Below are 25,137 nucleotides of genomic sequence, written 5' to 3' on the forward strand. Positions count from 1 at the left end.
GGCGCCGTGATCCTATCGCCCGGCCGTCGCCCCCGGCTCCCGGCCGGTCCCGACCAGCTGGCGCAGGACGTCCTCCAGCGTCACCAGGCCGGCGAGCCGGTTCTCCTCGCCGATGACCGCGGCGAGGTGCGCGCCGGTGGCGCTCATCGCCGTGATCACGTCGTCCAGCGGGGTGGCGGCGCGGACCCGGGCGATCGGGCGCATCCGGCGCAGCGGGAAGGGCAGGTCGCGCGGCCGGGTGTCCAGCGCGTCCTTGACGTGGAGATAGCCCAGGATGCGGCCGGAGTCGTCGACGACGGGGAAGCGGGAGTAGCCGGACAGCGCGGAGAGCCGTTCCAGCTCCTCGGGGGTGACCCCGAAGCGGGCGCAGACCACCTTCTCCAGCGGCAGCACCACGTCCTCCACCGAGCGCTTGCCCAGCTCCAGGGCGTCGCGCAGGCGGGCGGTGGCCCGCTGGTCCAGCAGCCCGGCCTCGCTGGCGTCGGCGACCATCCGGGCCAGCTGGTCGTCCGAGAAGACGGCCGCGACCTCGTCCTTGGGCTCGACCCGCAGCAGCTTCAGGAGGCCGTTGGCCAGCCGGTTGATGGCGAAGACGAAGGGGCGCAGGGCGCGCGCCAGCGTCACCAGCGGCGGGCCGAGCAGCAGGGCGGTGCGCACCGGCTCGGCGAGCGCGATGTTCTTCGGCACCATCTCGCCGAACAGCATGTGGAGATAGGTGGCCACCGCCAGCGCGATGACGAACGACACCGGGTGGATCATCCCCTCCGGCAGTCCGACCGCGTGGAAGACCGGCTCCGCGAGATGGGCGATGGCCGGTTCGGCGACGACGCCGAGCACCAGGGTGCACAGCGTGATGCCCAGCTGGGCCGCCGCCATCAGGGCGGAGATGTGCCGCAGGCCCCACAGCACGCTGCGGGCGCGCCGGTCGCCGCGCTCGGCGCGGGGCTCGATCTGACCGCGGCGCACGGAGATCATGGCGAACTCGGCGCCGACGAAGAAGGCGTTGGCGACCAGCGTCGCCAGGCCGATGAGGAGCTGGAGCAGGGTCATCGGTCCGTCTCCCCGCGGCGGTCGCCGGGCGTGTCCGCGCCGGGCGGGGGAGCGGTCAGGCGGACCCGGGCCGCCCGGCGCCCCGAGGCGTCGGTGACCTCGATGAGCCAGCCGCCGGCCTCCACCGTGTCGCCCCGGACCGGGATGCGGCCGAGCTCGGTGGCGACCAGACCGGCCAGGGTCTCGTACGGACCCTCGGGGGCCCGCAGCCCGATGTGCTCCAGCTGGTCGGTACGGGCCGCGCCGTCGGCGTCGTAGAGCTTGCGGCCCTCGGGCGTCTCGCCGGCCGGGGCCAGGTCGGGCAGCTCGTGCGGGTCGTGCTCGTCGCGGACCTCGCCGACGACCTCCTCGATGATGTCCTCCAGGGTGACGACGCCGGCGGTGCCGCCGTACTCGTCGATGACGACGGCCATGCTGCGCCGGCCGGAGAGCCGGTCCAGCAGCCGGTCCACGGTCAGCGACTCCGGCACCAGCAGCGGCTCGCGCACCAGGGAGGTGACCGGCCGGTGCGGGCGCTCGTCGGCGGGGACGGCGAGGACGTCCTTGATGTGGGCGGTGCCGATGACGGTGTCCAGGGTCTCCCGGTAGACGGGGAAGCGGGACAGGCCGGTGGCCAGGGTGGCGTTGGCGACGTCCTCGGCGGTGGCGCGCGCGTCCAGCGCGATGACCTGGACCCGGGGGGTCATCACGTTCTCCGTGGTCAGGTCGGCGAGGTTGAGGGTGCGGACGAAGAGCTCGGCGGTGTCCTTCTCCAGCGCGCCCTCCTTGGCGGAGTGGCGGGCGAGGGCGATGAGCTCCTGCGGGCCGCGGGCGGTGGCCAGCTCCTCGGAGGGCTCCAGGCCCATGCGCCGTACGACGTGGTTGGCGGTGTTGTTGAGGTGCCGGATGAGCGGGCGGAAGGCGGCGCTGAAGGCGCGCTGCGGCCCGGCGACCGTACGGGCCACGGGCAGCGGCCGGGAGATCGCCCAGTTCTTCGGCACCAGCTCGCCGACCACCATCAGCACCACCGTGGAGAGCACGGTGCCCAGCACCAGGGCGGCCTGGGAGGCCACGGAGGCGGGCAGGCCCAGCGCCTCGACGGGGCCGGTGAGCAGGGCGGCGATGGACGGCTTGGAGATCATGCCGATGATCAGGCCGGTGACCGTGATGCCGAGCTGGGCGCCGGAGAGCTGGAAGGTCAGGCCGCGCACGGCCTTCAGGGCGGTCTCCGCGCGGCGGTCGCCGCGCTCGGCGGCCCGCTCCAGCTCGGCGCGCTCGACGGTGGTGAGCGAGAACTCCGCCGCGACGAAGACCGCGCAGGCCAGCGTCAGCAGCAGGGCGAGCACCAGGAGGAGCACTTCGGTCATCGGTTCACCTCCGTCCCATGGTCGTGCAGGGGCGGAGGGGTCGCGCGACGTCGACTCCCGGGACTACTGGGGGGCTCGCCCATGGGCGGACGCTCACACCTTTCGATCGGATTCCGGCCGGATCGCGGCCGGAGGGGAAAAACCGGTGGTCACCATCATCATGACGCGACGGTGACCACCAATGGTAAAGGACGGGCAAAGCGAGTGCCGTGGGTCAGTGCCTGAGCTCCGCCATCACCGGGGCGAACGCCTCCATGTGGGGCTCCAGGACCGTGAAGTAGGTGAAACCGTAGCGCTCGCGGTGGGCCCGGACCCGGTCGGCGATCTCCGTCACCGAACCGGCCAGCAGGGCGGGGTGCTCCAGCAGCTCGTCCACCGTGAAGTCCTCGGTGTGGCCCTTCATGAGGGCGAGCAGCTCGCGGGCCTTCGCCCGCGGGTCGCCGCCGACCGCCACGGCCTGGACCAGGTAGTTGAGCTCGGCCGGGGTCTCGCGGCCGGCCGCGAACGCCTTGTATCTGGCCACGCGCTCCTCCAGGGCGGCGGGGGCGATGAGGCGCAGGGTGCCCTCGGCGTCGGCGGTCGCGCCGGTGAACGCCGCGATGTCGGCGTGCCGGGCGGCCAGCCGGAGCATCCGGTCGCCGTTCCCGCCCAGCAGCAGCGGCGGCCGGGGCGCCTGGGCCGCGGCCGGGACGTGCCCGGGATCGTCCAGCAGCCGCCCGAGCTCGGTGACGGTGCGCTCCAGGTGGTCGACCCGCTCGCGCGGCGAGCCGAACGGCAGGCCCGCGCTGTCGTGCTCGGCCTTCACATAGCCCGTGCCGAGCCCCAGCTCCAGCCGGCCGCCGGTGAGCTGGTCGGTGGACGCCACCTCGCGGGCCAGCAGGGACGGGTTCCAGAAGCCCGCGTTGAGGACGAAGGTGCCGACCCGGGGCCGCTCGGTCACCTCGGCGGCCGCCACCAGCGACGGGAAGGGCGCGGGCATCCCCAGGTGGTCGGGGACCAGGACGACGTCGTAGCCCAGCTCCTCCGCGGCCCGGCACTTGGCGCGCCACTCGGCGCCCGTGCCGGGGCTGAGCATGTTGACGGCGAAACGGAACGGTCGTGACATGAGTACCCCCAGGTGCGTCGATGACGGTCATCAACGTACCGGAGGCTCTCTCCGTTTGTCTTCCGCTACGACCGGCCGTCCGTCCGGCCGTCCACCGGCGCGGGGGGCCGTACCGCCACGCCCAGCACGCACGGGGTGACGGGCAGCGCGGAACCGATCGCCCCCGACCGGAGCCGCCGGTACGCCCCGAGCTCGAACCCGGCCGCCGCGATCGCCCCCAGCGGATCCCGGGCCGTGTGGCACCCCCCGAACAGCAGCGGCCAGACCGTGCGGTCCAGCACCCGCTGTGCCAGGGCCACCGCCGGCCGCTCGGCCCGCCCATGCTCCAGGAAGCGCAGCTCGCCGCCCGGCTTGAGCACCCGGCGCAGCTCCGCCAGCGACCGCCGCACGTCACGCACCGAACACAGCGTCAGGGACAGCACCGCCGCGTCGAACGCCTCGCTCTTCACCGGCAGCGCCTCCGCGGCGCCCGGCACCACGTCCACCGGCACCCCGGACCGGACGGCGGCGTCCACCGCCAGCCGGCGCAGCAGCCGCTCGGGCTCGATCGCCACCACCTCGGAGACGGTGCCCGGATAGTGGGCGAAGTTCAGGCCGTTGCCCGCACCGATCTCGATCACCCGCCCGGACAGCCCGGCCAGCAGCTCCCGGCGGTACGCGGCCACCCCCGCCCGCGCGTCGACGACCGGGCTCACCCGGGCGTAGAACCGGGCGAACAGCGGATGGTGCACGGCGTCGTGCGGCGTTCCGGTGCTGCGCGGCATGAGCACCCCTTCCACGGGGACGGCGAGGGGATTTTTCCCCTCCCCGCCCCGCTCGAACCGGACTCCGCGCCCGGTCACGCCCCAGGAGTGCCTCAGGACCCCGGCGGGCGCCCGCGCCCCAGGGCCTCGGCGGTCTCAGGGCCTCGGCGGTCTCAGGGCCTCGGCGGTCTCAGGACCTCGGCGGCCTCAGGACCTCGGCGGCCTCAGGGCCGGTGCCGCGCCGTGAAGCGGGCCGCGTCCCAGGTGCCGTCCAGCGCCGGCGCCAGCCAGTCCGCCGCCACGGCACGGAAGTCGGCCGGGGGCAGCGCGGCCGCGCCCTCGGGCACCGCGCCCAGCAGGGGGGCGCCCGCCACCTCCGGCAGATCGGTGACGTTGCAGCGCATCGCCAGACCGGGGTCCGCCGGCCAGCTGCCGATGACCACGCCGGCGCAGGTCAGACCGCGGGCGCGGAGCGCCTCGCCGGTCAGCGCCGTGGTGTTGAGGGTGCCCAGCCCGGCCTGCGCCACGACCAGGACGGGCGCGTCGAGCAGTCCGGCCGCGTCCGCGAGCGTGGCACCCGTGTCGTCCAGCCGCACCAGCAGCCCGCCGGCGCCCTCGACGAGCACCAGGTCGTGGGAGGCGGCCAGTTCGCGCGCCGCCCGCTCGATCGCGGCCGGCCCCACGGGCGCCAGCCCGGCACGGCGGGCCGCGGTGTCCGGGGCCAGCGGCTCCGGGAAGCGGGCGAGTTCGGCGCCGGTCACCGGGCCGGCCAGCCGCCGCACCTCCGCGACGTCGCCCGGCTCGTCCGCGGCCACCCCGGTCTGCGTCGGCTTGAGCACGGCGACCGTGCGGCCCGCGGCCAGCGCCGCGGCGGCGACGGCCGCCGTCACCACGGTCTTGCCGACCTCCGTGCCCGTTCCCGTGACCACCAGCACCGACATGCGCCCACGCACCCCTTTTTCTCTTCCGTCGTTCCCTGTTGGTTCCGGTCGTTCCGGTCGTCCCGGTCGTCGCGTCAGGCCTCGCGGGCCACCGCGCGCACCGCCGCGCAGATCCGCTCCACGTCCGCGTCCTCGGTGACGTAGGGCGGCATCGTGTAGATCAGATCGCGGAACGGGCGCAGCCACACGCCCTCGCGCACCGCCGCCCGGGTCGCCGCCGCCATGTCCGCCTCGTGGTCGAGCTGGACCACGCCGATGGCACCGAGCACCCGGACGTCCCGGACGCCCGGCAGCGCGGCCGCGCCGGCCAGGCCGTCCCGCAGTCCCGCCTCGATCCGCTTCACGTCGCCCTGCCAGTCGCCCGACAGCAGGAGGTCGATGGAGGCGCCCGCGACGGCGCAGGCCAGTGGGTTGCCCATGAACGTCGGGCCGTGCGCGAGCACCGGCACCTCGCCCGAGCTGATGCCGTCCGCCACCCGCGGGGTGCACAGGGTCGCCGCCAGGGTCAGATAGCCGCCGGTCAGCGCCTTGCCCAGGCACATCACATCAGGGGTGATCCCCGCGTGCTCCGCCGCGAAGAGCCGGCCGGTCCGGCCGAAGCCGGTGGCGATCTCATCGAGGACCAGCAGCACGTCGTGCTCGTCGCACGCCTCCCGCAGCACCCGCAGGTACGCGGGGTCGTGGAAGCGCATGCCGCCCGCGCCCTGCACCACCGGCTCCACGATCACCGCGGCCAGCTCGTCGGCGTGGCGCGCGATCGTCTCGCGCAGGTGCGCCGAGTACGCCGGCACGGCGTCCGTCTCCCGGGCGTGCGGCGGGACGTCGGCGAAGACCTGCGGCTGCAGGGCGCCCGACCACAGGTGGTGCATCCCGCCGTCCGGGTCGCACACCGACATGGGCTGCCAGGTGTCGCCGTGGTAGCCGCCGCGCCAGGTCATCAGCCGCCGCTTCGCCGGCCGCCCGACCGAGCGCCAGTACTGGAGGCACATCTTCACGGCCACCTCGACCGACACCGAGCCGGAGTCGGCGAGGAAGACGTGCTCGAGCCCCTCGGGGGTGATCTCCACCAGCCGGGCGGCCAGCCGTACGGCGGGCTCGTGGGTGAGCCCGCCGAACATCACATGGCTCATGCGCTCCAGCTGCGCCCGCGCGGCCTCGTTGAGGACCGGGTGGTTGTAGCCGTGGACGGCCGACCACCAGGACGCCATGCCGTCCACCAGCTCGTGGGCGCCGTGGGCCGGTTCGGCCAGCCGCAGCCGGACCCCGGCGGCCGACTCGACCACCAGCGGATCCTGCCGGCCCGGCATCGGGCCGTACGGGTGCCACACGTGCTGCCGGTCGAGCGCGATCAGCCGGCCGGGATCCATCGGCTCAGGCATTGGGCGGCAGGTCCGTTCCCGCGCCGCGGCGGCGCACGGCCACCAGGTCGGTACGGGCGTCGCCGGTCCCGGCCGGGGCGGCGGCCGCCACCGGCTCCTCCGCCGCGCCGCCACCGCACGGACCGCAGCCGCCACCGGCGTGCCCGCCGCAGCCGGCGGCCTCGTGCGAGCCGCAGCCGCTCGCCTCGTGCGAGCCGCAGCCGGCCGCCGCGAGGGCGTCGGCGCGGTGCTCGGGCAGGGTCGTGGTGCCCGCGCCCTCCACCTCGAAGCCCGCGTCCGCGATCATCGCCAGGTCGGCCTTGCCCTCCTGGCCCTCACTCGTGAGGTAGTCGCCCAGGAAGATCGAGTTGGCGATCTCCAGCGCCAGCGGCTGGAGCGTGCGCAGGTGCACCTCGCGGCCGCCCGCCAGCCGGACCTCCACGTCCGGGCAGACGAAGCGGACCATGGCCAGGATGCGCAGGCAGCGCTGGGGGGAGAGGTTCCACTCCTTGGCCAGCGGCGTGCCCTCGAAGGGGATGAGGAAGTTGACCGGCACCGAGTCGGGGTCCAGCTCACGCAGCGAGAAGACCACGTCCACCAGGTCGGCGTCGGCCTCGCCCATGCCCGCGATCAGGCCCGAGCAGGCCGACATGCCCGCCTCGTGGGCCTGCCGCACCGTCTCGACGCGGTCGGCGTAGGTGTGGGTGGTGGTGATGTCCCCGTAGGTGGCCTCGGAGGTGTTCAGGTTGTGGTTGTACGCGTCGGCACCGGCCTCGCGCAGCCGCTCCGCCTGGCCGTCGGAGAGCAGGCCGAGGCAGGCGCACACCTCGATGCCCTCGTTCTGCTCCTTGATCGTCTCGATGGTCTTCGAGACCCGGTCGACGTCCCGGTCGGTCGGACCGCGGCCGCTGGCCACCAGGCACACCCGCTTCGCGCCACCGGCGACGCCCGCAGCGGCCGCCTTCGAGGCATCCTCCGGCTTCAGCCAGGTGTACTTGAGGATCTCCGCCTTGGAGCCCAGCCGCTGCGAGCAGTACGAGCAGTCCTCCGGGCAGAGCCCGGACTTCAGGTTGACCAGATAGTTGAGCTTCACTCGTCGCCCGAACCACTTGCGGCGTACCTTGCCCGCCGCGGCGACCACGTCGAGCAGCTCGTCGTCGGAGGTCGCCAGAACGGCGAGAGCCTCTTCACGGGTCGGCAGCTCGCGCCGCAACCCCTTGTCCACCAGCGTGTTCAGCAGGTCCATGGCGCCGATCCTTGCCTACGGCACCCTCGTCGGCCAAGGAGAGATCGCACAACAGCCGTCGAATCAGGTGTGTGTATTGCCACACCCTGACCGGGCGCGCGGACGGCTAGGTTTTATGCAAACCCAACAGAACCACTTCGGGGGACGGCCCATGCCCAAGGATCCGTTCGACTGGATCGAAGCACAGCGCGAACGGCTCCACGCCGCCGGACTGGTGCGCACCCTGCGCCCCCGGCCGGCCGACAGCGCCCTGGTGGACCTGGCCGGAAACGACTACCTGGGGCTGACCCGCCACCCCGAGGTCACCGCCGCCGCGGCCGCCGCCGCCCACCGCTGGGGCGCCGGTGCCACCGGCTCCCGCCTCGTCACCGGAAGCACCGAGCTCCACGCCCGGCTGGAGCGGGAGCTCGCCGCCTTCTGCGGTTTCGAGGCGGCGCTCGTCTTCTCCTCCGGCTACACCGCCAACCTCGCGGCGGTCACCGCGCTGTCGGGCCCCGCCGGCGACGACACGCTGCTGGTCTGCGACGAGGCCAACCACGCCTCGCTCATCGACGGCTGCCGGCTGGCGCGCGCCGAGCGGACGATCGTCCCGCACGCCGACCCCGAGGCCGTCGCCAAGGCGCTGGCCGCCCACGAGGGCCGGGCGCTGGCCGTGACCGACTCCGTCTTCTCCGTGGACGGCGACGCCGCCCCGCTGCGCGCGCTCGCCGAGGTGTGCCGGGCGGGCGGCGCGGCGCTGCTGGTGGACGACGCCCACGGGCTGGGCGTCCTCGGGGACGGCGGCCGGGGGGCCCCGTACGCGGCCGGGCTGGCCGGCGACCCCGGCGTCGTCGCCACGGTCACCCTCTCCAAGTCGCTCGGCAGCCAGGGCGGCGCGGTGCTCGGGCCGGCCCGGGTGATCGAACATCTGGTGAGCACGGCACGCAGCTTCATCTTCGACACCGGCCTGGCCCCCGCGGCCGCCGCCGGCGCCCTGGCGGCCCTGGAGGTGCTGCGGCGCGAGCCGGAACGGGCGGCCGGGGTCCGGGCCGTGGCCGGCGAGCTCCACCGCCGGGTCACCGCGGCCGGCCTGGTGGCGGTGCGCCCCGACGCGGCGGTGGTCTCGGTGCGGGCCCCCTCCCCGGAGGCCGCGGTGCGGTGGGCGGCCGACTGCCGTACGGCCGGGCTCGCGGTCGGCTGCTTCCGGCCGCCGTCCGTGCCCGACGGCGTCTCCCGGCTGCGGCTGACCGCGCGCGCGGACCTCACGGACGCGCAGGTGGCCCGGGCGGCCGACGTGATCGTACGGACCGCGCCGGCCGCCTGAGCTCACCACCACCCGCGGCCGGCCCGGGCGGCCCTCCGGCGGGCCGAGCCGCACGGCGCGTGGCACAGGTCGGTGGTGAAAGCGGACCAGGAGCCCGGGGAGAAGAGCAGCACAGGGCCCGGGGTGCGCTTGGAGTCGCGCACGGCGAGCAGCCCGGGCGGCAGCACGGTCGCTTCGACGCAGTTGTTCATCCCCGTGCTGTAGCTGCTCCGGCGCCATCCCGCGCGATGGGGTGCGCGGTGGCGGCACCGGGCCGTGCGGTGAGCCGATCGAGAGGGAACGTACCGAGGCATTGCAGACATGTTGCCTCCTTACGCGCCGTCGCTGATCCCGGCGATGAATTCCAACGATTTCTCGTGCGAGAGGGCGTGCGCACGCAGCGTGGTGAATGCCGAGCCGTAGGCCAGGAGGTCCTCTTTCTGCTCCAGGTAGAGGCTACTCGTCAAATGGTCGAGAACAACCACGTCCAGATCGGCGATGCGCGGGAACGAGAAAATGACGAAAGGGCCCGTGATGCCGATGTGGTTGCCCCGGGTGAACGGCAGCACGTGCAGCCGCACATGCGGCGAGCACCCCCGGTCCAGCAGGTGCCGCAGCTGCTCCGTCATCACGTCGCGCCCGCCGACCTCGTGCCGCAGCACCGCCTCGTCGAGCACCGCGCAGAGCTCCAGCGGGCGGTCGCGGGTCAGCACCGACTGCCGGGCCATGCGCACCCGTACGAGCTCGTCGACCAGCTCCTCCGGCGGGTCGCACAGCGCGGCGCGGGTCACGGCGCGGGCGTACGCCGGCGTCTGCAGCAGACCGGGCACCACCGTGGTTTCCAGCGTCCGGGAGCGGGAGGCCTCCGACTCCAGGCTGATGAAGTCGAGGTACGCCGCCGGCAGCAGATCGCGGTAGGCGTACCACCAGCCGCGCCGCGATCCCTCCGACCCCTTCGACCCGGCCCCGCACAACGCCCCCAGCAATGCCCGCAACTCGGGGTCGGAGACCCGGTAGACGTCGAGCAGCCGGGTCACGTCGGCGGGTTTCACGCCACTGCTGCCCGTCTCGATCCTGCTCACCTTCGATTGGTGCCAGCCCACCGCGCAGGCGGCCTCCCGGCTTGTCATTCCGGTCAGTTCGCGCTGGCGCCGCAGTTCCGCGCCGAGTTTTCGGCGGCGCACCGCGGGTCCGTTCCGCATCAGCTCTCCCTCCCCGCCGCTGGGATCCAGCCGCTGAATCGCACATGTTCGGAGTCGACGTGTTCACCGTCGACGTCAGAGTCAATAGACCACCCCGGGGTCCCCGTCCGGTCGCTCGGAGAACGGTTCACCGCTTCGAGCGACAGATATATCCACAATCCGGTGGATCGCGCCCATGACCACCCTTATCAGTGGCACGCTGGCCCGACAGAGCCGCCGGGTGCCGCTCCCGACTTCCACCGCACTGCCGCGCATCGCGTCGGAGTCCGGTCCCGGTGGGAAAGGGACAGCGCCATGGCGGACCACCAGGAAGCAACCGTCACCCTGCCGAGCGCCCCGGCCTCGGTCTCCACCGCGCGCCGCTACGTCACGGACGTCCTGTCCGCCTGGGGTCTGCCCGGCGACGCGGAGGACACCGACACCGTCCGGCTGATCGTCTCCGAACTGGCCACCAACGCCGTGCAGCACACCCGCGGCCAGTCGCCCACCTTCACGGTGGACCTGCGGCTGGACCGGGAGGAGCAGCTGCGGATCGGGGTCACGGACAGCCACCCGTGCCACCCCCGGCGGCTGCCGGCCGCCGTCCAGCAGGACAACGGGCGGGGCCTGGTGATCATCCGCGGCCTGACCGCGGAACGCGGCGGCAGGGTCTGTGTGACCCCGACCGCGGAGGGCGGCAAGACGGTGTGGATCCGCCTGCCGTTGACGGCGCGACCGCCGGACGACCGCTGACCGGCGTCGCGAAGGGGCCGGGCGGAGGTGTCCGCCCGGCCCGGCGCTCTCGTGGAGCGCGCGCACGGGAACCGGTGGGTTCACAGGTGGCGCGGGTGCCGGTTTGGGGCACCGGAAGGCAGCAGGGTCAGCTGCCATGGAAAGGGTCGCGCGGGGCGTTACGGCGATGTCGCGTGACGGCGGGACCGCGCGCGGTCAGCCGTTGACGCGTCCGTAGGAGACGCTGCGGCTCCAGATCCTTTCGAGGCGGACGACCGAGCCGGTCTTCGGGGCGTGCCAGATCTGGTTGTTCCCGGCGTAGATGCCCACGTGGTAGACGCCGCCCCGGCCGTGGAAGAACACCAGGTCCCCGCTCCGGCGGGAGACGCCGGGGATCTGCCGGGTGTGGTTGTACTGGTCCTGCGCGGTGCGCGGCAGGCGTTTGCCCACCTGCTTGAAGGAGTACTGGGTCAGCCCCGAGCAGTCGAAGCGGTACGGACCCGTCGCCCCCCACTGGTAGGGGGAGCCGGCCTTGGAGGCCGCGATCCGCAGGGCGTTGGTGGAGAGCGTCGCCGCGTGCGCGTCGGTCGCGGCGCCGGGTGCCAGCACAGTGGCACCGACGGCCGCCAGGGTGAGGGCGGATTTCACGGTCAGAGGTACGGTCCCGGCCTTGGAGAGCGGTGAGGGACGTTTGTGAGCGCCCATTGCCAAACCCTTCGTCAGCCGCCTGTGAAGGATGACCTGTCGGGTTCGGGCAGGCGAAGAATGCCCGGCCGCTCAACGCGGCTTCACCCCAAGGGCCGACCGGCCGTGTCGCCGGTGCCGGTCGTCCCGCCGTGCCTGGGTCCTCCATCCCTGCCGGTGCATTCGTGTCGACCCGTCGGCCCCGGGCGGCGGCAGGGTTCGGCGTCCGCCCGGACCGCCCCGCCGTGGTGGCGGGGGCTGTCGTCGGGGAGGATCTTGGCGCAGCGACGACGGCCCGGCCGAGAGGAACCGGCGTTATGTGAGCCTCGTCACCTCTGGGCAATTCGGGTGGACGCGGGGCGGTTCGACGGTCACGGCCTTCGCCTGGTGAGTCCGCCACCTGCGGTGAAGCGATCTCCCCCGGCGCGCAATGAGCGGACCGCCCGAGGTGATCGCCGCGAGCCGTCTACGATCCCATCCGACGTCTGAAGGAGATCGGGGGAAGAATGTTTCCGCTCCTCAGTTCGCCGCCGCGGGTGGCAACATCACCCGGCTCGCCCGCCGTTCGCCGTCCAGGACCCGCATCGCCCGTGCCAGCGTGCTCGTATACACCTCGCGTTCGCCGCGTTCGTGCATGGCCGTGAGCGCGTCGCGCAGCCCCGCGGCCGCGATCGCGAGCGTCTGCGCGGCTCGTAGCGCGCTGTACGTGTCGTGCGTGCGAGCCGGGTTGATCCGTCCGAGGAGATCCAGTACTTCCAGATAACGGTCCACCAGCTCGCCCTCGGCACGGGTCAGGGCGGGCAGCGGGGGAAGGGGCGGCGGCCACATCCCGCTCACCTCGCCCCGGCCGGCGCGGCCGGCGTCCGGCGTGCGGTGACGACCCGGTCGGCCAGCCCGTAGGCGACCGCCTCCGGGGCGTCGAGGATCATCTCCCGCTCGGTGTCGCGCCGTACGCGCTCCTCGTCGTTCCCCGTGCACCGCGCGAGCATCCCGGTCATCACCCCGCTCACCCGCAGCATTTCCCCGGCCTCGCGGACCAGGTCGTCGCGCCGGCCGTGCACCGGTGCGCTCAGGGCGGGCCGGCGGATCGTCACCCGGGCGTGCGGCAGCACGGCCCGCTTGCCCGGCGCGCCGGCGGCCAGCAGCACGGCCGCGGCGCCGGACGCGCGCCCGAGGCAGACCGTCTCGATGTCGCAGGCCAGATGGCGCATCGTGTCGTGGACGGCGCACAGGGCGGAGAAGGAACCGCCCGGTGAGTTGAGGTACAGGGCGATGTCCCGGTCGGGCGCCTCGTGCTCCAGGAGCACCAGTTGGGCGACCAGCGCCTCGGCCGCCGCGTCGTCGAGCGGTGTCCCGAGGATGATCACCCGCCCGGCCAGGAGGGTCGTATACGGATCGGAATGTTCCATGACGTGCGCCTCTCGTCGGCCGTGTTCTGTACAGAACGTACAGTACGTACGTCCCGATAGAATAGGGCCCGATTCTGGTGATCAAGTCAAATGCCCAGGTCAGAGGGGCTTTTTTGCTCCTCTTTGGGGCTCGCATCTCACATTGCTGTCACCGTTCGACGGGGGCGTCCATGGCTACCCCGGTCCGCGCGCTTGTCGCGACTACGGCCGAGCGCCCGGTGGACCCATCCGGCTCCGCGCCAGCGTGCGGGGTCCAGGGTGCCGCGTCCGTCGATGACCTTGGCCTGAGCGACGCGGGTCGCGAGTCGTTCGGGGCTGATGCCGGTGAACTCGGGCCATTCGGTCAGGTGCAGCAGAAGGTCGGCGCGTTCTGCGGCGTCGAAGGCGTTGTTCGCGTAGTCGAGCTCGGGGTGGCCTTGCGGGCGTTGTCGAGGGCCTTGGGGTCATAGACGGTGACCTCGGCGCCGAGCCGGTGCAGCTTGGCGGCGACGGCGAGGGCGGGTGAGTCGCGGATGTCGTCGGTGTCGGGCTTGAAGGCCGCGCCCCAGACGGCGACGCGCTTGCCCTTGACGGTGCCGCCGAGCTGTTCGCGGGCGAGGTCGACCATGCGCTCGCGGCGGCGGTTGTTGATCGCGTCGACTTCGCGGAGGAAGCCGAGGGCCTGGTCGGCACCGAGCTCGTCGGCGCGGGCCATGAAGCCGCGGAGGTCCTTGGGCAGGCAGCCGCCGCCGAAGCCGAGCCCGGGACGCAGGCCGCGCGGGCCGATGCGGGCATCGTGGCCGAGGGCTTCGGCGAGCTGGTGGACGTCGGCGCCGGCTGCTTCGCAGACCTCGGCGATGGCGTTGATGAAGGAGGCCTTCGTGGCGAGGAAGGCGTTCGCCGAGCCCTTGACCAGCTCGGCGGTAGCCAGGCTGGTGGTGATCGTCGGCGTCCCGGCCTCGATGATCTTGCCGAAGCACTGCCGCAGCACCGACTCGGCATGGGTGTCCTCACCGGCGAAGCCGAGGACGAGCCGGTCAGGGTGGAGGGTGTCCTCGACGGCGAAGGACTCGCGCAGGAACTCCGGGTTCCAGGCGACCTCGGCCTGCTCGCCCGCCGGGGCCTTGTCGCGGAGGATGCCGGCGACGCGCGGGGCGGTGCCGACCGGGACGGTGGACTTGCCGACCACGACGGCGGGGCGGTGGATGTGGGGGGCGAGGCGGCGGACGGAGGCGAAGAGGTCGCTGAGGTCGTAGGCGTTGTCCCCGGTCCGCTGAGGGGTGCCGACGCCGAGGAAGTGCAGATCAGCGAAGGAGGCGGCCTCGGCGTAGGAGGCGGTGAACTTCAGGCGTCCGGTGGCGGTGTGCTTGGCCAGGAGGTCGTCCAGGCCGCGTTCGAAGAAGGGGGCCTTCCCCGCGCCGAGGGCGAGGATCTTGTCGCGGTCGGTGTCCATGCCGAGGACTTCGTGGCCAAGTTCGGCCATGCAGGCGGCGTGGGTGGCGCCGAGGTAGCCGCAGCCGATGACGGTGAGCTTCACGGGGCTCGTCCTTCCGAAAGGGAGGGGGTGGGGCCGCCCGGCCCCACCCCCCGTTGCTCCTGTCCGGAAGGGCGGGGTGTCAGGCGGGCCGGGCGGCCAGATAGCGGGTGATCCCGTCCCGGATGAACGGCGGGATCGTGAGGATCTGGAGGTGTTCGGGGGCGAAGAACTGGAGCTTGACGCCCTCGGCCAGGGGGAGGGTCTTCTCATCGCCGTCCCAGGTGGCGGCGAAGAAGGTGATGAGCTGGCCGGAGCCGTCCTCGTCACGGACCTCGAACAGCTCGGTCAGGCCGTTGACGGTGAGGCCGGCTTCTTCGTCGAGTTCGCGGACGATCGCCTCGGCCTGACTCTCGCCGGGGTCGCTGCCCCCGCCGAGAAGGCTCCAATGAGCGGGCCAGGCGATGGCGGGGAGGTCGTCGCGCAGGTGCATCAGCACTTCGCCCCTGCGGTTGGTGATGATCGCGACGGCCCCGCGGGCGGTGGACGGGCCCTTGGCGGTGGTGGTGTCGGAGTGCATCCCGACACCGTAGTGACGTGAGAGACCGTCATGCGGCAGCCTTCACCGTCTGATCCGAAAACCAGGCAGCTGCCATCAAGGCCTGCATGCGGGAGCGGTCGAACTGTCCGCCGGCTTCCAGGCCGCGTTTCAGCAGCGGCCGCAGCGTCGCGGGGGCGTCGTCGAGGGCGGTGCGGATCTGGGCGTCGGCCCACTGGGCGAGCGGGCCGGTCAGCCAGGCGGGGACCGGGGAAGCGAAGCCGAGCTTGTCCCGGCTGGCCCAGACCTCGCGCGGCAGGCCCAGGGCCTTTGCGGCGTCCCGCAGGATGCGCTTGCCAGCCGCCGGGGCGGTGATCTTGTGCTTGGCCGGGAGCCGGTAGGACAGTTCCACGAGGTCGCGGGCGAGGAACGGCGAGCGTCGCTCCAGGGCGAAGGCGAGGCGAGCTTGTCGCTGGTCATCACCAGCGGCCGCCAGGCCGTCGCCAGCTCGGCGAGCGTCAGCGCGCGGGCCGCATCGCCGCCCGACCGGGTGAACGCGTCGGCCACCAGCTCGCGGACCCGGCCATCAGGATCGGGGCCGCGAAGGATCAGCCGGGCGGCGGCCTCCGCCGGGTCCAGGGGCTCCCCGGCGGTGTGCAGGAGTTTGCCCGCGAGCGGCCGGTATGCCTCCAGGCCAGCGTCCAGGACGGCGTCGGGGCCGAAGAGGACCAGGGCATGGCGGACGTAGCCCATCAGGAACTCGTCCGGCCCGAGCCCGCCGACGACGACCTTGATGCCCCGGTCGGCGACGGCCCGGTAGGCCATGTATTCGGAGAAGACGGCCGCGTTGCCCATCGGGTAGTCCAGCGCGTTGCTCATGTGCGGCAGGACGGTGGTGAAGTCGGCCGTGTCCGGCTCGACCACCACCAGCTCGGCGCCGATGTCCCGGGCGATGGCGGCGGCGATCCGGGACTCATCCAGGCGGTCCTGGCCCCGGTAGCGGACGGTGACGCAGACCGGCGGCCGCATCAGATAGGCCAGGACCGAGGAGTCCAGGCCGCCCGACAGCAGCAGCGCGAAGTCGCCCGAGGGGGCTCGCAGCGGGACCTGCTCGGCCAGGACGACGGAGAAGCGGGCCAAGGCCGGCTCGTAGTCGGTCTCCCAGGGCTCGCGGTCCTCCAGACGCCACCACGTGGTGTGCTCCAGCGATCCGGAGGCGAGGTCGAAGGACAGCAGGCTCGCCGGGGCCAGCAGCTGGACGCCCTGGAACGGGGTCTCGACGCCGACGGGTGTTTCGATGGCCAGCATCTCGGGGCGGACGACGAGCGGGGCCTGGCCGTAGCCGGTCAGGGTGGTGACCTCGGAGGCGAACGCGAGCCGGCGGCCGTCGAGCCGCCAGTAGAGCGGCTTCTCCCCGAGCCGGTCGCGGGCCAGGAACAGCCGTCCGGCCACCCCGGCGTGCGGGTCGTAGAGGGCGAGCGCGAACATGCCGTCCAGCCCGTCCAGACAGGCAGCCCCGAGCTTGGACCAGGCCCGCAGAACCAGGTGGGCGTCCGTCTCGTGAGGGGCGAGCGGGATGCCCCAGGCGGCGGCCTGCTGCAGGAAGTTGTAGATCTCGCCGTTGAAGGCCAGCAGCAGCCCACTGGCGGCGTCCAGGTAGGGGCCGGGCTGGGCTGCCGGATCGACGATCAGCAGGGTGTTCATGGCCAACACCGCCCGCCCGTCCGCCCAACGCGGACCTGGCCCGGCTCATCGAAGCCAGCGGCGCGAGTCACAAAGCCCTCGCCCACCGCATTAACCAGCTCGCCCAGGCCGCCGGGATAGAGACCGACTACTCGCATACTTCCATCGCGAACTGGTGCCGCCGGGGCATGACCCCGAAGTGGCCGTCCCCCGAATGCTGGCCCAGGCCGTCGGTGAACGGCTCGGCCGCCCAGTCTCGTTAGCGGAGATCGGGATGGGCGAGGCCGAGACACCGGATGCGGATCTGGGGTTGGATTTCCCCAGGGAACCCGTTGATGCCGTCCGCGTCGCCACTTCGTTCTGGAGCAGTGTGAACCGCCGCGACTTCCTGACCGGATCGAGCTTCGCGCTCTCCGCGTTCACCACCCCCGTCACCCGCTGGCTCGTCACCCCCGCCGACGACACCGCCCATCACCGGGGCGGGACGCAGGTCGGGCGCCTGGACCTGGACGAACTGCGGGACGCTGCCGATGAGGCTCGTCGCTGGAACTCCAAATACGGGGGCGGGAACTGGCGGGCGAACTCCGTCACCACCTGCTTGGAACAACAGGCCGTTCCGCTGTTGCAGGGCTCGTTCTCCGACGGGGTCGGCCGCGAGCTGTTCTCCGTCACCTCCGAGCTCTCCCGCCTCGCCGGCTGGACGGCCTTCGACGTCGGGCAGCACGAGGTCGCCCAAAGGCACTTCATCCAGGCCCTCCGCCTCGCCCGCGCCGGCGGGGACGTCCAGCTCGGCTGCTACGTCCTGACGACCATGGCCATGCAGGCCCTCATGCGGGGCTTCGCCGAGGAAGCCATCGACATGGCTCAGGGTGCCTTCGAAGACGCGCCAAGCACGACGCGGTGCCCCGGGTGCTGGCCTTCACCAAGCTCATCGAGGCCCGCGCTCACACGCGGACCGGAGACGAGCGGGCCGCCTCCCGGGCCCTGGCTGCCTCCGAAAGCCTCCTCGATCGAACCCGCGAGGACAGCGGCGACGAGCCGGGCTGGATCGACTTCTATCACCACGCGCGACTGTCCGCCGACGCTGCCGAGGTCTTCCGCGACCTGAAGAATCCCCTGGCCGCCCTGGCCTGGAACCAGCAGGCAGCCGCCATGCAGCCCGGAGTCTTCACCCGATCCGTCGGCATGCGGCTCGCCATCGTCGGAACCGCCCACCTCCAGGCCCGCGACCTCGACCACGGCCTGGAGCTGGGCAACCGCTCCGTCGACATCCTCGCCCGCGTGAAGTCGACCCGCGCTCTGGACTACGTCCGCGAGTTCAACGCCGCCCTCGCCCCCTGGCGGCGCGAGCCGGCTGTCCGGGAGTTCATCCACCGCACCCGCAAAGACCTCGGGATCGCCGCCTAGCACGACAGCACTGTGCCAGCAGCCTGCTGCCTCGCCTCGCCGGTGGACGATCAGCGCTGAGATCGTAAGACCTCGGTGATTGAGGTGCGGCGAGGAGGTTTCCCGCAGGCCCGACCCGCTCCACCTCGCCGAGGTGTTCGGCCTCGACGAGAAGACTGCGATGCGCTACGCGAACTCCGCACGCGCCCTGCTGCACCAGGCCGCTGAACAGCCACTTCAATGACGTCTGCTGACCAGTCCACGCCTGATAACGACACGTCACCTCCCCGAGAGATGTGAGCCCACTCTGCACAGAGGTTTCCGGTTCCGGTGTCGTTCCTTCTGCTCTCATGACTCCTACGGTGTCAGCACCGTTTTCAGGGAAGGCACCCAGGGGTGGGCCCGCTCGGCACCCACCCCGTGTGTTCGCCTGAACCCGGGGCACGAACCCACGAGAACACGACCGTCCGCCCTCGGGTTCCCACGGAAAGTCCTTCAGTTTCCGTGAACTCGCGGGCCTCTCCAGGGTTAGGGAACATCGGTACAGCCATTAACGCTAAGCACTTGAGCATGGTCGGCGACGACCCCACCGGTTGAAGTAGTAGGTCATCACGCGGGACGGGGACGTCCGGGCCTCTACCGTCCGCCGACAGGATCGGCGATCCACTCGGGATCGAAGGTCCGGATGGCCTGTAGACACAGCCGACACGGACCATCGGTGTTGAGGTGGCTCTCGTGTCCGCACCGACGGCACGGACCCGGATCCGGGTGCATCCCAGTTGCGCAACGCGGCCTCACGCCCGCCGGGCTCGCCGGTCGCCACGATCGCTCGGATGCCCATGTTCGTGCCCAGGGCGAACAGCGTGAGCAGCAGGCGGCGCTGGAGTGCGCCGCGCTCGATGCGCTCGCTCCCGGTCTGACCCGACCGTCAGGGCGTCGCGTGCACACCGGCTTCGGTCAGTGCCGGATAGTCCGTGTAGCCGCGGTGGTCGCCGCGGTAGAAGGTCGCCTGGTCGGCCGGGGCGACGGCGCCGCCGGTGCGGAGCCGTCGCACCAGGTCGGGGTTGGAGATGTACAGGGTGCCGAAGGCCAGGATGTCGGCCAGGCCGTCTTCGATCAGGTGCAGGTCGCCCGGCCCAGCGGGCCAGGATTCGGGGGTCTCGTGCGGGTTGAGCATGAAGACCGACGGCCAGGCGGCGCGCAGGCGCCTGGTGAGCGCCCGGTGACCGGGGAACTCGAAGATGTGGAGGTAGGCCAGGTCACCCCGCAGCTCGGACACCAGGGCCGGGTACAGGTCATCGACGTCGGTCTCGGTGAGGCCGAAGGCGGGGCAGCCGGGTGAGATCCGCAGGGCCAGGCGTCGCGGACCGATCCGGGCGGCCACGGCGTCCACCAGCTCCAGCACGAAGCGGATACGGCCCGCGATGGAGCCGCCGTAGCGGTCGGTGCGGTGGTTGGCGTTGTCGGAGAGGAACTGCTGGATCAAGTAGCCATAGGCGCCGTGCAGTTCCACCCCGTCGAAGCCGGCCCGGATGGCGTTGTGCGCGGCCTGCGCGAAGTCTTCGATCGTCTCCCGCACCTCCGTGATGCTCAGTTCGTGCGGTGCGGGGTAGGGCTTGCGGACGGCGGGCTCGGCGCCGCTGATGCGCACCATCCCCTCGGCCGCCACGGGGGAGGGGGCGACGGGGTGCAGCCCGTCGCCGAGCAGTTCGGGGTGGCTGTTGCGCCCGGCGTGCATCAGCTGGGCGTAGATCCGGCCGCCCGCCGCGTGTACCGCGTCGGTGACCGGGCGCCAGGACCTCACCTGCCGCTCGTCGTGCAGGCCGGGGGTGTCGGTGTATCCCTGGCCCACGCGGCTGGGCTGGAGCGCCTCGGCGATGATCAGGCCCGCCGTGCTGCGCTGCACGTAGTACTCGGTCATCAGCGCCGTGGCGGACAGCCCCTCGCCGTAGGCGCGGCGGCGGGTCAGTGGCGCCATGGCGATGCGGTTGGGCAGCGTCAGCGAGCCCAGGGCGATGGGGGCGAAGGCGGTGGTCATGAGGTGCGGTTCCTTTACGGGTGGCAGAGCCGGTGCGGCAGTCGCCAACCCTGACAACCGGCCCGCTCCACGACCAGTCGGCCCGGGAGTTCTGGCGATATCCGATGACAGCGCGTCCGACCGCAGCGTTTTCTTCCTCGCCTTCATGGGGGATCACCGAGATAGGCCCAAAATGGGCCACGGGATGATCTTGAAGCCCTGAAGGTCTTCGGGCTGCGAACCTGGAGTGGCGGTGCTCGTTGGGCTGGCCATGACCATGCGGCGTGACCGTCCCATCTGCGTCGGCTACGCCCTGGTGGAAGCCGACGTGACAGCGAACGAAGCCGAGGCCGGCGCTGCCTTCGATGATCAGTACGAGACGGACTCCCAGCTCTGCCCCCAGGGGCAAAGTAGCTCTCTGTGATGCTCAGGCCGTTGGACGCGCTCAACAACACCGGCGACTTCGACAGGACCGAGATGACCGATGCGGTACCGACTCCGTTGAAGCCCTGCAAGGACATCTACGAGTGGTCGCTATCAGGTCATCCGCCAGTGACGATGGCGAGCTCAAGCGGTCAGCGCATCACCGCTGTTCAGGAGGTCAGCGTAGACCTCTGCCGGAGTGCGGTGGCCATGGGCCTTGCGCGGACGATGGTTGAGCTCGTGGGCGATGGCTTCCAGGTCGGCCTGGCTGAAGGTGCGGAGGTCCGCGCCCTTGGGGAGGCACTGCCGAAGCAGCCGGTTGGTGTTCTCGTTGGTCCCGCGCTGCCATGGGCTTCGCGGCTTGCAGAGGTAGACCGGCATCCCGGTCTCGGCCGTGATGGCCTGGTGCTCAGCCATCTCCCGGCCCCGGTCCCAGGTGAGCGTCCGCCGCAGTTGAGGCGGGATACCGAGGAGGCTCCTGGTGAGGTGCGGAGTGACCTGTTCGGCCTTGATGCCGTCCGGCAGCGCAACGATGGCCGTATAGCGGCTGGTGCGCTCGACGAGCGTGGCGACCGCCGAGGGCCGGGTGCCCATCACGAGGTCGCCCTCCCAATGACCCGGGACCTAGCGGTCCTCGACTTCGGCGGGGCGGGCAGTGATGGACACCATTCCGCGGATGATGCCTCGCCCAGTGGGGCGGCGGGCGATCTTCGGGCGGCGCATGGGCCTGGCTGACCGCAGCCGCTGGGTGAGGCTGCGGTCGATCGCCTGCCGTCGGCGCGGGTCATAGAGCGAGAGGTAGATCGCTTCATGTGAGATCTGCATGGAGGCGTCACCGGGGAACTGGCGTCGCAGCCATCCTGCGATCTGCTCGGGAGACCAGCACAGAGCCAGCTTGGCCTCCACCAGCGCGCGCAGAGTGGGCCGTTGGGCGAGCTTGGCCTGCTTGGGCCGGCGCCCACGCGCGTAGGCGACCGCATCGGCAGACGCGGCACGGTAGCGGTCCCGACCGCCGTTGCGGGCGATCTCGCGGGAGACGGTCGAAGGCGACCTGCCCAGCCGCCTGGCCAACTGCCGGGCGGACTCTCCAGCGGCGATGCCACGGGATATCTCTTCGCGCTCGCCGCTGGTCAGGTGCCGCGCTGCTCGCTGCTGCGGGGTGAGGCGGACGCCGCCGCTCTGGTACAGGAACTGGCGGACGTGATGCATCGGCGCCCCGAGCGCCCGCCCGATCAAGCTGAACGACTGCCCTTCGCGCCAGCGTCTCCAAATCTCGTCCTGCTGAGCTGGCGAAACCCGTAGTCACGCACCTGTGCCTCCACGATCACATGATCATCCGTGAGTGGTGCGTTGTTCACTTGAGGGTGCCATCGTTTGCAGACAGGCTGGAACCCCCTTCGGATGTCAGCTCGAATCCGGTTCCTTTGTGCGGCCTGCGGGGAGGCCACTGTCAGTGCCTGTTGCGATGCTCTGCGCACACGATTCAGGTGAAGTGAGAGGAGTTGCCCGGTTTTGGGCGATCTGCTCCTAGTGGGGTTCGACCTGGAGACGCAGCGTGAGGTGCACATCGGTGACCGGCCCCTGGAGCAGTGGCGGGCGCTGGGCTACGGGCGGCGGGAGACGGTGGTGTGCTTCTACTGCTGGCACGGCATCGACGCGTCCGTGGGCACCAAGGTGCCGCTGCTGGCCCGCGGCCGGATCGGCGGCCTGGTCCGGCCGCACTTTGCGCACCCGGCTGGCACCGCACCGCCGCGGGGGCGCAGCGGCGAGACGGTCTGGCACGTCAATGCCAAGCACCGGCTCGCACGCTGGGCCGCCGTCCTGCCCAACGTCACCTGGGTGCGGCTCCGGACCGCGACCGGCGCGCGGACGTGCATGTCGTCCTCGACGACGGCGCCCGCCTGGCGCTGGAAGCCCAGCCCGAGCTGATCACCGACGAGCGGTGGCAGGCCCGGCACCGGGACTACGCCGCCGCAGGTGTGCGGGACGTGTGGTTCATGCGCCCGGACACCCGTTTCCCCCTCGCCGAACTGGGCCTGGACGCCGACGGTGTGACGTTCCCGCCCGTGATGACCGAGCGCCTGGCCGAACAGGCAGCCCGCGTACGGCGGGCCGCCGACCAGGCCCAGCGTGCTCACGAACAGGCTCAGCGCTGGCGGCGCGAAGCCGCTCCCCGGCAGACGAGGCGCCCCTGGGTGTCCACCCCGCTGCCACCCGTACGGCCAGTTCCCCGGCCGGCGAACGGGGAACCGGTCTGCGATGTCTGCCACCGCCGGCTCGCCGAGCCCCTGGTGTGCTACGGGCGCCACGTCCTGTGCTGATCGTCCGGGTCAGGAGCGGTCGTCGCCCAGGCGGTCGAGGACCGCGCCGACCGGATGCGCGGCGCGGTGGGGTTCGAGTTCCGTAGGCGACCAGCGCCGACCTCTACCAGCGCGGGAGCAAGGCCGTGGCACGTTTCGCTCGTATTCCGGCCCCACCCCTACGAAACCCGGCCCGAACACTCCGAAGCGATGCTCACCCTCGCCACCATCACGCTCATGACCAGGCGCCTCACCCGTCAGGCCGCCTATCCGACCGCAGCGACACCACGGCCGACAAAAACAGCTCAGGCAGCGTGATCACAGACCCTTACGCTTGGACCAGACCTGCCCGCTCCTCCATGCGGCAAAGAAATAGCAGCGGCAAGGCTGCTTCGCCAGAAGATGAGCCGGGAACCATGAATTGCGTATAAGGGAGCCCCGGGTTCCTTGCCGCGGCTCCCTCGGCCCTACGACCTGCAGGTGCCCTGGTTTCGGCCAGCAGCGGTGATAGCGGCGGAGATGTCGTTCATCGAGATGCGGCCGTCGGCCCTCCCACCCTGCGCCGCAGTGTCGAGCTCATCGAGCCGATTTGGGTGGTTTACCAAGTAGGCCGCAGCATTCCGTAAAGCAGGGCTCGGATGAGTGCCGTTTGCTGGACGTCCGTTGGCAACCGCAATCAGGTCGTTGCGTGAGATGAAACCGTCCCTTCCGCCTCCATGGGCGGCATTGTCGTAGTCCCCGAAAGTCCGCTGGATCTGAATTAGTGACGCGGTACAATTGGAATCTGCCGCATAGGCATTCATTGAGTCTACGCCGGTCAATGCACCCGATGCAGCAACTATCGCAGTCACAGTTGCCACCCTCTTGTATATCTTCCGCACAGCCCTCTCCTTTGCTTCCTCTTGCCCTTGCGGACCGTATGAGGAGAAAAAAACCTAGGAGGTTTCTCGTCAGCCGCGTGAAGTAAGTCACATCCTGGCCTGATGCTCCCCCGGATCCGCCGGGCGCCGAAACCGGGAGTCCATACCGCTGCTTTCCTGGCTATCCCTACCGATCTTTAGTCTTTTCGACATATCTGGCCTATTGCGACAGTAGGTATGCGTCCTTAAGTTGAAAGACAGGTTCTATGCGTCCTCGCCAAGGTTCCTGCGCAAGTCCTCGGCGAGGAGGTCTCCGATCCTGGCGTCGAGCTGGTCAATCTCGGCCAGGATCCCAGCCACCTGCGCTCCTGCGCCTCTTTGAACCGGGCAGGGGCGGCGTGGTGCCGGTGGCGCTCCGCGCGGAACTCGGTGAGGGCCTTGCGGAACTCAGCGCCCGGGGCTGCACATCCGCTTTCACATGCGACGTGGAGATCTCCCTGCCTCATCACACCGGCTACCGGCGGGGGCTGCCCCTCCCCGAGCATGATCACCGGGGACGGTGGGCCGGTCCACTGCTGATCGAACGGGGCCGGGTCGACGACGGCGCGGCCGTGCTCGTCGAACACCAGGTGCCACAGGGCGATCCCCTCGGGCCAGTCCCACTCATCCATCGGTGTGCCGGTGGTGGTGTGGCCGACGGCGTACAGGTGCAGGACCTCGTGGCCCACGCCGCCTTCGTCGACGTGGTCCCGCTCGGCGTAGTAGAGGCGGCGGCCCGTGCGTGCGGCGCCGGACATAGCGGAGTCCTTCGTCATTCAGGCGCCCTGACCGAAGCCGACGGCGGTATGGTCCGGTTCGCGCAGCGGGGTGAAGTCGACGTCGAGTTTCGGGTCGTACGCCTCGGGCTCGATGCCGAGTTCGTGCGTGCTGTACTCGCGGAACCGCTTGATGTGCTCGGTCAGGTACGGCGAGACGTAGGCCAGGTCCTCGGGGTCGATCTCCCATCCCTCGTCCAGGAGCTGGCGGACGATCTCGGCGATGTCCAGGGCGTTGTGGAAAATCACGGCGTTCGTGAGCAGCGCCTTGAACTTCATCGCCTTCTCCTGCTCGACGGGGTCGTTGTCGGCGATCACGCCGCGGTTGCCGAAGCCGACCCACTGGGAGAATCGGTTGAACGACTCGACCTTGTTCGTCGCCGCCGTCACCCACCGGCGAAGCGGCGCGTCCGTCAGGTACCGGAGCAATTGCACGGTACGGATCACACCGGCCACCTCGCGGAACGCGGTGTACGTGGCGTTCTTGTGCGACCCGGAGCGCAGCCGCTTCAGCAAAGTGGACGAGGAGATGACGCCCTCACGGACGGAAACGGCCACCCGCATCAGATGCCGGAACTGGGACTC

At 71.4% G+C, this 25,137-nt stretch carries 23 protein-coding genes and 3 pseudogenes; 6 read left to right on the top strand and 20 right to left on the bottom strand.

Annotation, left to right across the window (positions count from 1 at the left end; genetic code table 11):
- Nucleotides 1-12: 12 nt before the first annotated feature.
- The 7 genes from AC07BS_RS15020 to bioB all read right to left on the bottom strand — a co-directional run bounded on the left by AC07BS_RS15020 (nucleotide 13) and on the right by bioB (nucleotide 7,789).
- On the bottom strand, nucleotides 13-1,050 hold the full coding sequence (locus AC07BS_RS15020; protein ID WP_478639505.1) for a hemolysin family protein: 1,038 nt from the start codon (nucleotides 1,048-1,050) through the stop codon (nucleotides 13-15).
- A complete protein-coding gene (locus AC07BS_RS15025) occupies nucleotides 1,047-2,396 on the bottom strand; it encodes a hemolysin family protein (protein WP_478932429.1) in 1,350 nt (449 codons plus the stop codon). Before AC07BS_RS15025 ends, AC07BS_RS15020 begins: the two co-directional genes overlap by 4 nt.
- A 214-nt stretch (nucleotides 2,397-2,610) precedes the next feature.
- Nucleotides 2,611-3,501 carry an LLM class F420-dependent oxidoreductase gene (locus AC07BS_RS15030; protein ID WP_478932431.1) on the bottom strand — a complete coding sequence of 297 codons (891 nt, stop codon included), beginning with the start codon at nucleotides 3,499-3,501 and terminating at the stop codon, nucleotides 2,611-2,613.
- A 65-nt stretch (nucleotides 3,502-3,566) separates the two neighbouring features.
- A complete protein-coding gene (locus tag AC07BS_RS15035) occupies nucleotides 3,567-4,265 on the bottom strand; it encodes a class I SAM-dependent methyltransferase (RefSeq protein WP_478639500.1) in 699 nt (232 codons plus the stop codon).
- A 203-nt stretch (nucleotides 4,266-4,468) separates the two neighbouring features.
- Nucleotides 4,469-5,185 (bottom strand): dethiobiotin synthase, encoded by a 717-nt coding sequence (gene bioD / locus AC07BS_RS15040; protein WP_478932433.1) that lies wholly within the window; start codon nucleotides 5,183-5,185, stop codon nucleotides 4,469-4,471.
- 74 nt (nucleotides 5,186-5,259) lie between these two features.
- Nucleotides 5,260-6,564 (bottom strand): adenosylmethionine--8-amino-7-oxononanoate transaminase, encoded by a 1,305-nt coding sequence (locus AC07BS_RS15045; RefSeq protein ID WP_478932435.1) that lies wholly within the window; start codon nucleotides 6,562-6,564, stop codon nucleotides 5,260-5,262.
- Nucleotides 6,557-7,789, bottom strand: a complete 1,233-nt coding sequence (bioB, locus tag AC07BS_RS15050; protein ID WP_478639494.1) for a biotin synthase BioB — start codon at nucleotides 7,787-7,789, stop codon at nucleotides 6,557-6,559. Before bioB ends, AC07BS_RS15045 begins: the two co-directional genes overlap by 8 nt.
- A 151-nt stretch (nucleotides 7,790-7,940) precedes the next feature.
- Here bioB and AC07BS_RS15055 point away from each other — a divergent pair, with 151 nt between their 5' ends.
- The gene (locus AC07BS_RS15055; protein WP_478932438.1) at nucleotides 7,941-9,092 is read left to right on the top strand and encodes an 8-amino-7-oxononanoate synthase; all 1,152 of its coding nucleotides are present in this window, start codon (nucleotides 7,941-7,943) and stop codon (nucleotides 9,090-9,092) included.
- Nucleotides 9,093-9,094: 2 nt separating this feature from the next.
- On the opposite strand, the gene AC07BS_RS15060 is transcribed toward AC07BS_RS15055, so the two are convergent.
- Together AC07BS_RS15060 and AC07BS_RS15065 are read right to left on the bottom strand one after the other, a co-directional pair.
- Complete coding sequence (locus AC07BS_RS15060; protein ID WP_478639492.1) at nucleotides 9,095-9,394, bottom strand: DUF397 domain-containing protein; 300 nt, start codon at nucleotides 9,392-9,394, stop codon at nucleotides 9,095-9,097.
- A 9-nt stretch (nucleotides 9,395-9,403) separates the two neighbouring features.
- Nucleotides 9,404-10,273, bottom strand: coding sequence for a helix-turn-helix domain-containing protein (locus AC07BS_RS15065; RefSeq protein ID WP_478932440.1), 870 nt, complete (start codon nucleotides 10,271-10,273; stop codon nucleotides 9,404-9,406).
- 294 nt (nucleotides 10,274-10,567) lie between these two features.
- Between AC07BS_RS15065 and AC07BS_RS15070 the strand changes: the two genes are divergently transcribed.
- Nucleotides 10,568-11,005: an ATP-binding protein gene (locus AC07BS_RS15070; protein WP_478639487.1), complete on the top strand. Its 438-nt coding sequence runs from the start codon at nucleotides 10,568-10,570 to the stop codon at nucleotides 11,003-11,005.
- 195 nt (nucleotides 11,006-11,200) lie between these two features.
- On the opposite strand, the gene AC07BS_RS15075 is transcribed toward AC07BS_RS15070, so the two are convergent.
- The 7 genes and pseudogenes from AC07BS_RS15075 to AC07BS_RS15105 form a co-directional block, all read right to left on the bottom strand.
- Nucleotides 11,201-11,689: a C40 family peptidase gene (locus AC07BS_RS15075; protein ID WP_478932443.1), complete on the bottom strand. Its 489-nt coding sequence runs from the start codon at nucleotides 11,687-11,689 to the stop codon at nucleotides 11,201-11,203.
- A 498-nt stretch (nucleotides 11,690-12,187) separates the two neighbouring features.
- Nucleotides 12,188-12,496, bottom strand: coding sequence for a hypothetical protein (locus tag AC07BS_RS15080; RefSeq protein ID WP_478932445.1), 309 nt, complete (start codon nucleotides 12,494-12,496; stop codon nucleotides 12,188-12,190).
- A gap of 5 nt (nucleotides 12,497-12,501) precedes the next feature.
- Complete coding sequence (locus tag AC07BS_RS15085) at nucleotides 12,502-13,077, bottom strand: ATP-dependent Clp protease proteolytic subunit (RefSeq protein WP_478932447.1); 576 nt, start codon at nucleotides 13,075-13,077, stop codon at nucleotides 12,502-12,504.
- A 137-nt stretch (nucleotides 13,078-13,214) separates the two neighbouring features.
- Nucleotides 13,215-14,593 (bottom strand): annotated as a pseudogene (locus tag AC07BS_RS15090) (UDP-glucose dehydrogenase family protein).
- 79 nt (nucleotides 14,594-14,672) lie between these two features.
- On the bottom strand, nucleotides 14,673-15,110 hold the full coding sequence (locus AC07BS_RS15095) for an NUDIX domain-containing protein (RefSeq protein ID WP_478932448.1): 438 nt from the start codon (nucleotides 15,108-15,110) through the stop codon (nucleotides 14,673-14,675).
- A 28-nt stretch (nucleotides 15,111-15,138) separates the two neighbouring features.
- A complete protein-coding gene (locus AC07BS_RS15100; protein WP_478932450.1) occupies nucleotides 15,139-15,480 on the bottom strand; it encodes an asparagine synthase-related protein in 342 nt (113 codons plus the stop codon).
- Nucleotides 15,481-15,779: 299 nt separating this feature from the next.
- Nucleotides 15,780-16,772 (bottom strand): annotated as a pseudogene (locus tag AC07BS_RS15105) (asparagine synthetase B family protein); the annotation flags it as partial.
- A 253-nt stretch (nucleotides 16,773-17,025) separates the two neighbouring features.
- Between AC07BS_RS15105 and AC07BS_RS15110 the strand changes: the two are divergent.
- Entirely contained in the window at nucleotides 17,026-17,859 is an 834-nt protein-coding gene (locus AC07BS_RS15110) for a hypothetical protein (RefSeq protein ID WP_478932452.1), read from the top strand.
- A 44-nt stretch (nucleotides 17,860-17,903) separates the two neighbouring features.
- Nucleotides 17,904-18,158: a hypothetical protein gene (locus tag AC07BS_RS15115; RefSeq protein ID WP_478932454.1), complete on the top strand. Its 255-nt coding sequence runs from the start codon at nucleotides 17,904-17,906 to the stop codon at nucleotides 18,156-18,158.
- Nucleotides 18,159-19,065: 907 nt separating this feature from the next.
- On the opposite strand, the gene AC07BS_RS15120 is transcribed toward AC07BS_RS15115, so the two are convergent.
- Together AC07BS_RS15120 and AC07BS_RS15125 are read right to left on the bottom strand one after the other, a co-directional pair.
- Nucleotides 19,066-20,175: an alkene reductase gene (locus AC07BS_RS15120; protein WP_478932456.1), complete on the bottom strand. Its 1,110-nt coding sequence runs from the start codon at nucleotides 20,173-20,175 to the stop codon at nucleotides 19,066-19,068.
- 546 nt (nucleotides 20,176-20,721) lie between these two features.
- A pseudogene (locus tag AC07BS_RS15125) lies at nucleotides 20,722-21,887 on the bottom strand (IS30 family transposase).
- 202 nt (nucleotides 21,888-22,089) lie between these two features.
- Between AC07BS_RS15125 and AC07BS_RS15130 the strand changes: the two are divergent.
- Nucleotides 22,090-22,506 (top strand): competence protein CoiA family protein, encoded by a 417-nt coding sequence (locus AC07BS_RS15130; protein WP_478932457.1) that lies wholly within the window; start codon nucleotides 22,090-22,092, stop codon nucleotides 22,504-22,506.
- The gene (locus AC07BS_RS15135; RefSeq protein ID WP_478932459.1) at nucleotides 22,449-22,898 is read left to right on the top strand and encodes a hypothetical protein; all 450 of its coding nucleotides are present in this window, start codon (nucleotides 22,449-22,451) and stop codon (nucleotides 22,896-22,898) included. The genes AC07BS_RS15130 and AC07BS_RS15135 overlap by 58 nt, the downstream gene beginning before the upstream one ends.
- Before the next feature lie 1,084 nt (nucleotides 22,899-23,982).
- Here AC07BS_RS15135 and AC07BS_RS15140 read toward each other — a convergent pair.
- Both AC07BS_RS15140 and AC07BS_RS15145 read right to left on the bottom strand, forming a co-directional pair.
- On the bottom strand, nucleotides 23,983-24,534 hold the full coding sequence (locus tag AC07BS_RS15140) for a hypothetical protein (protein WP_478932461.1): 552 nt from the start codon (nucleotides 24,532-24,534) through the stop codon (nucleotides 23,983-23,985).
- Nucleotides 24,535-24,552: 18 nt separating this feature from the next.
- On the bottom strand, nucleotides 24,553-25,110 hold the full coding sequence (locus AC07BS_RS15145; RefSeq protein ID WP_478932463.1) for a Tn3 family transposase: 558 nt from the start codon (nucleotides 25,108-25,110) through the stop codon (nucleotides 24,553-24,555).
- Nucleotides 25,111-25,137 lie beyond the last annotated feature (27 nt).

The sequence above is a fragment of the Streptomyces sp. NPDC044063 genome (assembly GCF_056434285.1).

Bases quoted from the DNA above. Each gene is read 5' to 3' on its own strand.
- AC07BS_RS15020 (WP_478639505.1), bottom strand. From the start codon at position 1,050: ATGACCCTGCTCCAGCTCCTCATCGGCCTGGCGACGCTGGTCGCCAAC.
- AC07BS_RS15025 (WP_478932429.1), bottom strand. From the start codon at position 2,396: ATGACCGAAGTGCTCCTCCTGGTGCTCGCCCTGCTGCTGACGCTGGCC.
- AC07BS_RS15030 (WP_478932431.1), bottom strand. From the start codon at position 3,501: ATGTCACGACCGTTCCGTTTCGCCGTCAACATGCTCAGCCCCGGCACG.
- AC07BS_RS15035 (WP_478639500.1), bottom strand. From the start codon at position 4,265: ATGCCGCGCAGCACCGGAACGCCGCACGACGCCGTGCACCATCCGCTG.
- bioD (WP_478932433.1), bottom strand. From the start codon at position 5,185: ATGTCGGTGCTGGTGGTCACGGGAACGGGCACGGAGGTCGGCAAGACC.
- AC07BS_RS15045 (WP_478932435.1), bottom strand. From the start codon at position 6,564: ATGCCTGAGCCGATGGATCCCGGCCGGCTGATCGCGCTCGACCGGCAG.
- bioB (WP_478639494.1), bottom strand. From the start codon at position 7,789: ATGGACCTGCTGAACACGCTGGTGGACAAGGGGTTGCGGCGCGAGCTG.
- AC07BS_RS15055 (WP_478932438.1), top strand. From the start codon at position 7,941: ATGCCCAAGGATCCGTTCGACTGGATCGAAGCACAGCGCGAACGGCTC.
- AC07BS_RS15060 (WP_478639492.1), bottom strand. From the start codon at position 9,394: ATGTCTGCAATGCCTCGGTACGTTCCCTCTCGATCGGCTCACCGCACG.
- AC07BS_RS15065 (WP_478932440.1), bottom strand. From the start codon at position 10,273: ATGCGGAACGGACCCGCGGTGCGCCGCCGAAAACTCGGCGCGGAACTG.
- AC07BS_RS15070 (WP_478639487.1), top strand. From the start codon at position 10,568: ATGGCGGACCACCAGGAAGCAACCGTCACCCTGCCGAGCGCCCCGGCC.
- AC07BS_RS15075 (WP_478932443.1), bottom strand. From the start codon at position 11,689: ATGGGCGCTCACAAACGTCCCTCACCGCTCTCCAAGGCCGGGACCGTA.
- AC07BS_RS15080 (WP_478932445.1), bottom strand. From the start codon at position 12,496: ATGTGGCCGCCGCCCCTTCCCCCGCTGCCCGCCCTGACCCGTGCCGAG.
- AC07BS_RS15085 (WP_478932447.1), bottom strand. From the start codon at position 13,077: ATGGAACATTCCGATCCGTATACGACCCTCCTGGCCGGGCGGGTGATC.
- AC07BS_RS15095 (WP_478932448.1), bottom strand. From the start codon at position 15,110: ATGCACTCCGACACCACCACCGCCAAGGGCCCGTCCACCGCCCGCGGG.
- AC07BS_RS15110 (WP_478932452.1), top strand. From the start codon at position 17,026: ATGGGCGAGGCCGAGACACCGGATGCGGATCTGGGGTTGGATTTCCCC.
- AC07BS_RS15115 (WP_478932454.1), top strand. From the start codon at position 17,904: ATGCAGCCCGGAGTCTTCACCCGATCCGTCGGCATGCGGCTCGCCATC.
- AC07BS_RS15120 (WP_478932456.1), bottom strand. From the start codon at position 20,175: ATGACCACCGCCTTCGCCCCCATCGCCCTGGGCTCGCTGACGCTGCCC.
- AC07BS_RS15140 (WP_478932461.1), bottom strand. From the start codon at position 24,534: ATGTCCGGCGCCGCACGCACGGGCCGCCGCCTCTACTACGCCGAGCGG.